Here is a 9,352-nt window from a genome sequence, read left to right on the forward strand (position 1 = left end):
CGGGGACGGATCGTGAGGCGCGGGTGAGTACGCGTCGGACTGCGGTGGTGGCGGGTGATCGGGTGTCGTTGTTGACCGCTGGTGGTGGTGGTCATGGTGATCCGGGGTTGCGGGATCCGGAGGCGGTACGCCGTGACGTGGCGGAGGGATACGTCTCCGCCGAGGCCGCCCGTGAGGTCTACGGGGTGGACGTCGATGGGTGAGCCCCCGGTCGACGGCGCGACCGTCGAGGTGATCGGCAGCTACCTCACCTCCGCCGCCGAGGAGATGCGGGTGACGCTGGTGCGTACCGCCTTCAACCCGGTCATCTACGAGGTGCACGACTTCGGCATCTCCGTCTACGACCGCCACCTGCGGCTGGTCGCGGAGTCGACCGGGCTGTCCCGGTTCCTCGGCGCGAACGACTACTCGCTGGCCAGAGGCGTGGAGTACGTGGGGCGGGAGAACCTGCATCCCGGCGACGTGGTGCTGCTCAACTACCCGTACTGGAACGCCGCGCACAGCTACGACGCCACCCTGTTCGCCCCGGTCTTCCTGCCCGACCCGAAAGGCGCCGGCGGGGAGGAGCTGATCGGCTTCCTCTGCATCCGCGCGCACTGGATGGACCTCGGGGCGAAGGACCCGGGGTACGTGCTGGACTCGACGGACATGCACCAGGAGGGGTTGATCTTCCCGGGGACGAAGGTGGTGTCCCGGGGTGTGCCGGTGCGGGAGATCCACGAGTTGATCCGGTTCAACTCGCGGATGCCGGACGCGGTGCTGGGTGATCTGCACGCGCAGATCGCCGCGCTGCGCACCGGTGAGCGCCGACTCACCGAGGTGTACCGCCGGCACGGCACGGCCACCGTGGACGCCGTGGTCGAGCGGCTCATCGCCACGGCCGCCGAATCCGCCGCCGAGGCGGTCGCCGCCCTGCCGCAGGGCACCTGGACGGCCGAGGACTGGCTCGACGACGACGGCGTCACCGACCAGCCGATCCTGATGCGGGCCACGGTGACCGTCGCCGACGGCACGTTCACCGTGGACTTCGCCGGTTCCTCACCGGCGGTCCCGGGCCCGGTCAACCTGCCGCTCGGCGCCACCATCGCCACCTGCCGGGTCGCCTTCAAGGCGATCACCACCCCCACCGAGCAGAGCAACGCCGGGCACTTCGCCCCGCTGCGGGTACGCGCCGAGCCGGGCACGCTGTTCCACGCGGTCTACCCGGCGGCGACCTTCACCCAGTGGACCGGGACGGTCGCCCTGGAGCTGATCTACAAGGCGTTGGCGCAGGGGATGCCGGAGCGGCTGCCGGCGTCCAGTGGTGGTGACGTGCCCGGCTTCATGATGGTCGGCGCGCACCCGGAGACCGGTCAGATCTTCGCGGTCAGCAACAACGACCCGGTGGGCTGGGGCGGCACCGTCGACCACGACGGCATCGGCCCGGCGAACCACCTGTGCCAGACCCAGGCCCGCAACACCCCCGTCGAAGTCCTGGAGGCCAAGACCGGGATGTTCTTCGAGCGGGTGGAGATTCGGACGGATTCGGGTGGTGCGGGGCGGTTCCGGGGTGGGTGTGGGTTGCGGCGGGATATTCGTTTCGTGTCGTCGGGGGAGTTTCTTTCGGTGATCAAGAAGACGCGGAGTGCGCCGTGGGCGTTGGCGGGTGGGTTGTCGCCGGAGCCGAATCAGGTGGTGGTGTTTCCGGGGACGGATCGTGAGGCGCGGGTGAGTACGCGTCGGACTGCGGTGGTGGCGGGTGATCGGGTGTCGTTGTTGACCGCTGGTGGTGGTGGTCATGGTGATCCGGGGTTGCGGGATCCGGAGGCGGTGCGCCGTGACGTGGCGGAGGGATACGTCTCCGCCGACGCCGCCCGTGAGACCTATGGAGTGATCGCATGAGCGCCGTCGAGCCGAACCTGCTGCTGGCCCACTGCACCGTGCTGGACGCGCGCGTGGTGGACGGCGTGGACCCGATCCCGGACGCCGCCGTCTGGGTACGCGGCGACCGGATTGCGGCCGTCGGCCCGTACGCCGAGGTGGCGAAGGAGGCCCGGGCCGCCGGTGCGGTCCGCGAGGTGGACCTGGACGGGGCGTACCTGACGCCCGGTCTGGCCAACATGCACACCCACTTCTCGCTGTCGCTGCCCGGTGCCGGCGGCGACGACGTGAAGACGATGGGGCCGCACGACCTGGCGTACTACATGGCCGACGGGGCCCGGCGCACGCTGCACTGCGGCGTGACCACGGTGCGCTGCGTCGCCGAGAAGGACCACGCCGACTTCGCGTTGCGCCGCGCCATCGCCGCCGGCCGGGCCCAGGGCCCCCGTATCCACACCGCCGGGCGGGCGCTGGTCTGCACCGGCGGGCACGGCCACGAGAGCAGCGACACCCTGGAGTGCGACGGACCGGTCGGCTTCCGTCGGGGCGTGCGGAGCCAGATCAAGGCCGGCGCGGACCTCATCAAGGTGATGATCTCCGGCGGCATCGCCGGGGAGCACGAGCGCATCAACACCCCGCAGTTGTTCACCGACGAGCTGGCCGCGGTGCTGGAGACGGCCCACGCCTGGGGTCGTAAGGTGACCGCGCACGCCGGGCCCGCCGAGGTGATCGGCGCGGCGGTGGAGCTGGGACTGGACTGTGTGGAGCACGGCTACCAGCTCACCCCGCAGGTGGTGGCGCGGATGGCGGAGCAGGGCACCGCCCTGGTGCCGACGCTGCTGGTGACCCGCTGCAAGGAGTTCTTCGACGAGCTCGGCGTACCGGAGTGGATGCAGTGCCGCTCGCTGGGGGCCGGGCCTCGGCACCTGGAGAGCTTCGCGATGGCCGTCGAGGCCGGGGTGGAGGTGCTGCTCGGCAGCGACATGCCGCCGTTCTGGCACTTCGAGGGCACCAACGCCACGGTCCGGGAGCTGGAGTACATGGCCGAGCGGATCGGCCCGGCGCGGGCGTTGCACGCCGGCACCCGGGGCCCGGTGCGTTGGCTGGGCGTCGAGGAGGACCGGGGCACGGTCGAGGTCGGCAAGCTGGCCGACCTGATCGCGATGGACGAGGACCCGCTCGCCGCCACCTCGGCGTTCCGGGGTGTGCGCTGGGTGATGAAGGGCGGGCGGATCGCCCGGGACGACCGGACGGAGACGACATGACGATCGTGGCAACCGACGCGGCACACATCGCCGCGCTCATCGACGACCTGTACGCGGCCTTCCTCGCCGGGGACCGCGACCGCTTCGACGGGCACCTGCACGCCGACGTGACCACCTGGGAGACCCACCTGCCCGGGCCGTTGCGGACCCGGGCGGAGCTGGACGCCTACCGCGACCAGCGCGACGCCGCCGGTCAGCGCCCGCAGTTGGCGGTGCTCGCGGCGCAGGACAAGCGCATCGACGTGTGGGGCGACGTGGGCCTGGCCCGCTACCTGCTGATCGCGCGGGCCGAGGCCGAGCAGCCGCCGTCGTCCGCCCGCGTCACCGACGTGCTGCGCCGCGTCGACGGCCGGTGGCAGATCGTGCACCACCACGCCGAGTCGCTCAGCGAGCCGGTGGCGGCGCGATGATCCGGCGGCTGGTCGCCTACGACACCGGTGAACCCGGCCGGGTGCTGTCGGTCGCCGAGCGGCCCGACGACCCCGCGCCCGGTCCCGGTGAGGTCCAGCTCGCGGTCCGCACCGTGGGGCTGAACTATCTCGACGTCTCGCTCTGCCGGGGCGAGTACCCGGTGCGGCCGGAGCCCCCGATGACCCCGGGCGTCGAGGCGGCCGGTCGCGTGGTGGCGGCCGGTGCCGGTGCCGAGCACCTGCTGGACCAGGAGGTCATCGCCTGCCCGGCGCTGCCGCGCGGCGCCCTCGGCGACACCGTGACGGTGGACGCGACCGTGGTGGTGCCCCGTCCCTCCTCCGTGGACCCGACGGTGGCGGCGGCCCTGCCGGTCACCTACCAGACCGCCTGGTTCGCCCTGGAACGCGCCGGGGTCACCGCCGGGCAGACGGTGCTGGTGCACGCCGGTGCCGGTGGGGTCGGCATCGCGGTCACCCAACTCGCCGTCGCGCGGGGCGCGCGGGTCGTGGCGACCGCCGGTGGCCCGGCGAAGACCGAGGTCTGCCGGGCCCAGGGTGCCTCCGTGGCGATCGACTACACCGGCGAGGACTTCGTGGCGGCGGTCCGGGAGGCCACCGACGGGCAGGGTGTGGACGTGGTCGTCGACCCGGTCGGCGGTGACCTGCTCGCCCGGTCGCTGGACTGCCTCGCGTTCGAGGGTCGCCTGGTCAGCGTCGGCGCGGCCGGTGGCCCGCCACCGCCGGTCGACCCGGCCCGGCTGATCGCGGCGAACGCCGACCTGATCGGGCTCTCCTGGGGCTCGCAGTATCCGTGGCGTCGTCCCGAGGCGGTCGCCGCCGCCTACCGGGCGCTGTTCGACCTCTGTGACTCCGGCGCGGTCCGGCCCCCGGTCAGCCGGGTGGTGTCGCTGGCGCAGACCCCGGTGGCCCTGGACGACCTGGCCGCCCGACGGACCACCGGCAAGATCATCGTACGACTCGACGACGAGGAGGAGCGAGGATGACCGACAGCCCGGACGGCGACATGGAGATCTACGACCTGACGGTGACCGTGGACCGCATCGAGGGGCGCTCGGTCTGCGGCATGGCCGTCGGCGACTCGTTCGACCTGGTCAACAGCGCCCACCTGAAGCTGCCCGACGGCAAGCACTTCTGCGTCTACGCCCTCGCCTCCGTGCTGCCCTTCCTCGCCGCCAAGCAGCGGGACCTGGCCGCCGGGGACTGGCTCGACCAGGACTCGCTCTTCGCCTGCCCGGACCCGGAGGAGCGGCTGGTCATGAAGGTGGAACGCACCTGCCGACGCCGGATGAACTCGGCGGACCTCACCTGATGACGGTCGAGATCGGACTCGGACTGCAGAGCGACAAGCCGGCCGGTGCGTACGCCCGGCTGGCCCGTGCCGCCGAGTCGCACGGATTCGACGTGCTGACCGTCTTCGGCGACCTGATGTACCAGCCGCCGATCTTCCCGCTGCTGGAGATGGCCCAGGCCACCAGCCGGGTACGCCTCGGCCCGGCCTGCCTCAACCCGTACAGCCTGGCGCCGTACGAGATCGCCGGTCAGCTCGCCGCGCTCGACCTGGCCTCGGCCGGACGGGCCTACCTGGGGTTGGCGCGCGGTACCTGGCTCGGCGCGGTCGGTCTGCCCCAACCGAAGCCGCTGACCACCATCGAGGAGGCGGCGGCGGTCGTCTACCGCCTGCTGCGCGGTGACCGGGACGGCTACCGGGGGCAGGTCTTCACGCTGGCCCCGGAGACCGCGCTGCGCTACGCTGTGCAGCGCCCCGATCCGCCGTTGCTGATCGGCGCGTGGGGACCGAAGGGCGCGGCCCTGGCCGGCCGGATCGCCGACGAGATCAAGGTGGGCGGCAGCGCGAACCCCGACATGGTGCCGGTCGTCCGGGACCGGCTCCGGGTCGGTGCCCGCGCCGCCGGGCGCGACGTGGACGAGGTCGGCATCGTCCTCGGTGCCGTGACGGTGGTCGACACCGACGGCGAGGCGGCGCGTGCCAAGGCCCGGACCGAGGTCGCCATGTACCTCGCGGTGGTCGCCGACCTGGACCCGACGGTCACCCTGCCGGACGGCCTGGTGGCGCGCGTCGGGGAACTGGTCGACGCGGGCGAGCACGACGCCGCCGGTCGGCTGATCCCGGACGAGGTGCTCGACCGTTTCGCCTTCTCCGGCACCCCCGAGCAGGTCGCCGCCCAGGCCCAGCAGCTCATCGACGCCGGGGTCCGGCGGGTGGAGTTCGGCACCCCGCACGGGCTGACCGACGACCGGGGCGTCGACCTGCTCGGCACCGCCGTCCTGCCCCTGCTGCGTCGCTGAAGGAGAGCCCCATGGACGTCACCGTGCTGGTCGGCCCGGACCTCGTCGCCGACCTCGCCCTGCTGGAGTCGCTCACCACGGCCACCGCCGCCGACCTCGGCGGCACCGGTCGTCTGATGGCCGTCGACTCCGCCGCCGCGCTGGAATCGGCGCTGGCGGCGACCGCCGCGCTGGTGGTGGTGCTGCCCGGTCCGACGGTGTCCGCGCGGGCCCTGATGAGCGGGGCCGCCCCGCACGTCGTCTGGTACGACCTCACCGTGGCCACGGCCGTCGCCGGTGCCCGCCACCTCTCCGGCCGGGGCGTGTGGGGTCTGGCCTGGGCGATCCGCCACGCGGTGCACCAGCACCGGTCCCCGGCGGTACGCGTCGGTTACGGCGCGGACGCCGACCAGTGGGGTGAGCTGCGACTGCCCACGGCGGACACGGCACGTCCGGTGCCGGTCGCGGTGCTGCTGCACGGCGGCTTCTGGCGCTCCGTCTGGGGAGCCGACCTGATGGACGCGCTCGCCGTGGACCTGGCCGCACGCGGCTACGCGGCGTGGAACGTGGAGTACCGGCGGCCGGACCGGCACGGCTGGGACGCCACCACCGCCGACGTGGCGGCGTCGCTTGCGGTGCTGCCCGACGTGGCTGACGCCGGTGTGCTGGACCTGGACCGGATCGCCGTGTTCGGGCACTCGGCCGGTGGGCAACTGGCCCTGCGGGCGGCGGCGGACCTGGCGGTTGACCTCGCCCAGGGGCCACGGGTGGCCCTGGCGGTGTCGCTGGCCGGTGTGCTGGACCTGGCCGAGGCCGACGGCCGCCAGCTCGGTGACGGCGCGGTCAGTGCCGCCCTCGGCGGCACCCCGACGGCCGTCCCCGAGCGGTACGCGGCCGGTGACCCGATGGCGCGGCTGCCGATCGGGGTTCCCACGCTGCTGGTGCAGGGGGCGGGCGACAGCCCGGACCTGGTCGACATCAACCGCCGGTACGCGGTGGCGGCTCGGGCGGCCGGTGACGAGCTGACCCATCTCGAACTGCCCGGCGACCACTTCGACGTGATCGGTCCCGGCTCGCCGATCTGGCAGGCCACCATGGATGAGGTGGGGCGCTGCCTCGGGCGGTGAGCCCGCCCGGAGTTGCCGGCTTGTTTCATCACAGTGAACAAGCCGGGGTCGCCGTCAGAACAGTCGGGGCGTGACGACCGAGACCACGGTGGTCACCGCGTCGGTGTCGTTGTACATCGTGTGCGGCACCGTGGAGCGCAGGTGCACGCTGTCTCCTGGGTGCAGCCGGTGCTCGACGCCGTTGACCTCGTAGAGCAGCTCGCCGGAGATGACGTAGGCGAACTCCTCGCCCGCGTGGCCGTACGCGTTCTCCCGCCGACCGCCGGGGGCGATGTGCACCAGCATCGGTTCGAGCAGCAGGTCCGGCCCGCGTTCGGAGAGCATCCGATAGGTCTGCTGACCGGAGACGTACTGCGTGGCGGTGGTCTCCGCCCTGGTCAGCGAGAAGTGGTGGGGCAGCGTGGTGACGGTGCCCCCGACCGGCGCGGTGCTGGCGTCGAAGAAGTCGCCCACCGTCCGGTCCAGCGCCTTGGCCACGCTGCCGAGCGCGGTCAGCCCGATGGACGAGATGCCGCGCTCGACCTGGGACAGGAAGCCGATCGACAGCCCGGAGCGGGATGCGAGGCCGCGCAGGGTCAGCCCGCGCTCCTTGCGGTACTGGCGGATCCGGGCTCCGACCAGGTCGGCCGGGGTGTGGCCGTTACTCCCGTCGTCGGGGCGGGCCTGCTCCGGGACCGGATGACTGCCCGTGGACCGCATGGGGACCTCCTGTCGCGCTGGCCGGAACCTGTCCGGACCCGTGTTCGATGCTATCGAACGGAGGTGGCCCTTGGGGAAGCCCCCGACCGTGCCGAATCGGCGGAGATCCGGTCCCCGTGCACCGGTCTGCGGCCGGGGAGCGGGATCTCGAAGTGGACGGTGGGGGAGGCGTGTGGATCTCCGTCGCGCGGGTCGTGCACCAGGTCGGCCACCCCGCGCCAGAACGCCTCCGCGCCGGGCACCCGGGTGTCGGTGTGCAGATAGACCACCCGGTAGTCGGGTTGATCGGCGGCGAACGCGACGGCTCGCCGCACGAGGGCGCGGGCGAGCCCGTTGCGCCGGTGCTCCGGACGGACGTACACCCGGAAGAGTTGCGCCGTGCTCGCCGCCGGGTAGCGCTCCGCCAGCCAGCGCGGATGCGGCGGGCTGTTCGGCGCGGCGGCGCGTACGGCGGTGGTGGCGACCACCTCGTCACCCTTGGTGGCGACGAACAGGGCGTGCCGCTCCGGGCGCAGGTAGGTGCCGGCCAGGTCGATGACGTCGGCGTGCCAACGAGGCTGGTAGCCGTAGCCGAAGACCTGGTAGAAGGTGTCCAGCATGACGCTGCGGGCACCGTCGAGGTGTTGCGGCCCGGCGGTGCGCAGGTCGTACGGTCCGGTCGTCTCGTCGGTCATGTCCTGCTCATCTCCTCGGTGTCGGGTGTGGTTGCGGGTAGCGCGATCGTCGGATCCAGCAGCGCGCGGGTCAGCGGTGACCGGGCACCGGCGGGCAGGTCGGCGGCCCGACCGTGCTCGACGACCCGACCGTGGTCGAGCACGACCACGTGGTCGGCGAGCCGGACGACGACCTCCGGGTCGTGTGTGATGACCAGCAACGCCAGGCGGTGCGCCTGCCGCAGCTCGTCCAGCAGGGTGAGGATCCGGTCCCGGTTGACGCCGTCCAGCCCGGAGGTGATCTCGTCGCAGACCAGCAGGCGTGGCCGGGTCAGCAGGGCCCGCACCAGGGCGGCACGTTGCAGTTCGCCCCCGGAGAGCCGCTCCGGCCGACGGGTGACCAGGTCCCGGTCGAGGCCGACCTGATCCAGCAGGGCACGGGCCGCCGCCAGCACGTCGGCGGGTCCCTGTCGCCGCAGCCGTACGGCGGGCCGCGTCACCTGCGCCAGCACCGGCGCGTACGGGTGGAAGCTCGCCCGGGGGTCCTGGAAGACGTACTGCACGGCGGCGAGGTCGGCCGGGTCCCGCCGGTCGATGCAGGCGTGCAGGCGACGGCCGTCGAGGGTGACGGTGCCGGTGTCCGGCCGGTGCAGCCCGGCCAGACAGCGGGCGAGGGTGGTCTTCCCGCTGCCGGAGCGACCGATCAGCGCGAGGCACTGCGCGTCGCCCAGCGTCACGTCGACACCGTGCAGGACGGTGGTGCCCCGGTGCGCGGCGGTCAGCCCCTCGGCCCGCAGCAGCGCCTCCACCGGCGGGGACCCGGCGTCGGGACGGGCCGCCGGAGCGGACCGGGTGGGCTCCCCGACGACCGTGTGCGCCGGACCGGCGGCGACCACCACGCCCCGGTCCAGGACGATCGCGGTGTCGGCGATCGCCCGGACCAGATGCAGGTCGTGGCTGAGCAGGACGACGGTGACCCCGGTGGCGGCCAGGCGGCGCAGCTCGGCGGCCACGTCGCGGCGGTGCAGGCC

General features: G+C 73.1%; 10 protein-coding genes and 1 pseudogene. 8 read left to right on the forward strand and 3 right to left on the reverse strand.

Annotated elements, in window-relative coordinates:
• From EYA84_RS19695 to EYA84_RS19730, 8 genes and pseudogenes are all read left to right on the forward strand, one after another.
• Nucleotides 1-203: pseudogene (locus EYA84_RS19695) on the forward strand (hydantoinase B/oxoprolinase family protein); the annotation flags it as partial.
• Nucleotides 196-1,881, forward strand: a complete 1,686-nt coding sequence (locus tag EYA84_RS19700; RefSeq protein ID WP_131054519.1) for a hydantoinase B/oxoprolinase family protein — start codon at nt 196-198, stop codon at nt 1,879-1,881. The pseudogene EYA84_RS19695 and the gene EYA84_RS19700, both read left to right, overlap by 8 nt.
• Complete coding sequence (locus EYA84_RS19705; protein ID WP_131054520.1) at nt 1,878-3,125, forward strand: amidohydrolase family protein; 1,248 nt, start codon at nt 1,878-1,880, stop codon at nt 3,123-3,125. The genes EYA84_RS19700 and EYA84_RS19705 overlap by 4 nt, the downstream gene beginning before the upstream one ends.
• Nucleotides 3,122-3,535: a nuclear transport factor 2 family protein gene (locus EYA84_RS19710; RefSeq protein ID WP_131054521.1), complete on the forward strand. Its 414-nt coding sequence runs from the start codon at nt 3,122-3,124 to the stop codon at nt 3,533-3,535. The genes EYA84_RS19705 and EYA84_RS19710 overlap by 4 nt, the downstream gene beginning before the upstream one ends.
• Nucleotides 3,532-4,539 carry a zinc-binding dehydrogenase gene (locus EYA84_RS19715; RefSeq protein ID WP_131054522.1) on the forward strand — a complete coding sequence of 336 codons (1,008 nt, stop codon included), beginning with the start codon at nt 3,532-3,534 and terminating at the stop codon, nt 4,537-4,539. Before EYA84_RS19710 ends, EYA84_RS19715 begins: the two co-directional genes overlap by 4 nt.
• On the forward strand, nt 4,536-4,865 hold the full coding sequence (locus EYA84_RS19720; protein WP_131054523.1) for a TIGR04076 family protein: 330 nt from the start codon (nt 4,536-4,538) through the stop codon (nt 4,863-4,865). Before EYA84_RS19715 ends, EYA84_RS19720 begins: the two co-directional genes overlap by 4 nt.
• Nucleotides 4,865-5,863: an LLM class flavin-dependent oxidoreductase gene (locus tag EYA84_RS19725; RefSeq protein WP_131054524.1), complete on the forward strand. Its 999-nt coding sequence runs from the start codon at nt 4,865-4,867 to the stop codon at nt 5,861-5,863. Before EYA84_RS19720 ends, EYA84_RS19725 begins: the two co-directional genes overlap by 1 nt.
• 11 nt (nt 5,864-5,874) lie before the next feature.
• Nucleotides 5,875-6,969 carry an alpha/beta hydrolase gene (locus tag EYA84_RS19730; protein ID WP_131054525.1) on the forward strand — a complete coding sequence of 365 codons (1,095 nt, stop codon included), beginning with the start codon at nt 5,875-5,877 and terminating at the stop codon, nt 6,967-6,969.
• Nucleotides 6,970-7,023: 54 nt separating this feature from the next.
• Here EYA84_RS19730 and EYA84_RS19735 read toward each other — a convergent pair whose 3' ends face one another.
• From EYA84_RS19735 to EYA84_RS19745, 3 genes are all read right to left on the reverse strand, one after another.
• A complete protein-coding gene (locus EYA84_RS19735; RefSeq protein ID WP_131054526.1) occupies nt 7,024-7,668 on the reverse strand; it encodes a helix-turn-helix domain-containing protein in 645 nt (214 codons plus the stop codon).
• Between the two features lie 50 nt (nt 7,669-7,718).
• Complete coding sequence (locus tag EYA84_RS19740; RefSeq protein WP_201272432.1) at nt 7,719-8,342, reverse strand: N-acetyltransferase; 624 nt, start codon at nt 8,340-8,342, stop codon at nt 7,719-7,721.
• Nucleotides 8,339-9,352 (reverse strand): ABC transporter ATP-binding protein (locus EYA84_RS19745; protein WP_131054527.1); only part of this gene is annotated, 1,014 nt, incomplete at its 5' end. The genes EYA84_RS19740 and EYA84_RS19745, both read right to left, overlap by 4 nt.

Origin of the sequence: Verrucosispora sp. SN26_14.1, assembly GCF_004307965.1 — a bacterium.
Taxonomy (GTDB): domain Bacteria; phylum Actinomycetota; class Actinomycetes; order Mycobacteriales; family Micromonosporaceae; genus Micromonospora.

Excerpts from the sequence above, each read along its gene's own strand:
- EYA84_RS19740 (WP_201272432.1), bottom strand. The coding sequence starts at position 8,342 with ATGACCGACGAGACGACCGGACCGTACGACCTGCGCACCGCCGGGCCG.
- EYA84_RS19700 (WP_131054519.1), top strand. The coding sequence starts at position 196 with ATGGGTGAGCCCCCGGTCGACGGCGCGACCGTCGAGGTGATCGGCAGC.
- EYA84_RS19720 (WP_131054523.1), top strand. The coding sequence starts at position 4,536 with ATGACCGACAGCCCGGACGGCGACATGGAGATCTACGACCTGACGGTG.
- EYA84_RS19705 (WP_131054520.1), top strand. The coding sequence starts at position 1,878 with ATGAGCGCCGTCGAGCCGAACCTGCTGCTGGCCCACTGCACCGTGCTG.
- EYA84_RS19735 (WP_131054526.1), bottom strand. The coding sequence starts at position 7,668 with ATGCGGTCCACGGGCAGTCATCCGGTCCCGGAGCAGGCCCGCCCCGAC.
- EYA84_RS19730 (WP_131054525.1), top strand. The coding sequence starts at position 5,875 with ATGGACGTCACCGTGCTGGTCGGCCCGGACCTCGTCGCCGACCTCGCC.
- EYA84_RS19725 (WP_131054524.1), top strand. The coding sequence starts at position 4,865 with ATGACGGTCGAGATCGGACTCGGACTGCAGAGCGACAAGCCGGCCGGT.
- EYA84_RS19715 (WP_131054522.1), top strand. The coding sequence starts at position 3,532 with ATGATCCGGCGGCTGGTCGCCTACGACACCGGTGAACCCGGCCGGGTG.
- EYA84_RS19710 (WP_131054521.1), top strand. The coding sequence starts at position 3,122 with ATGACGATCGTGGCAACCGACGCGGCACACATCGCCGCGCTCATCGAC.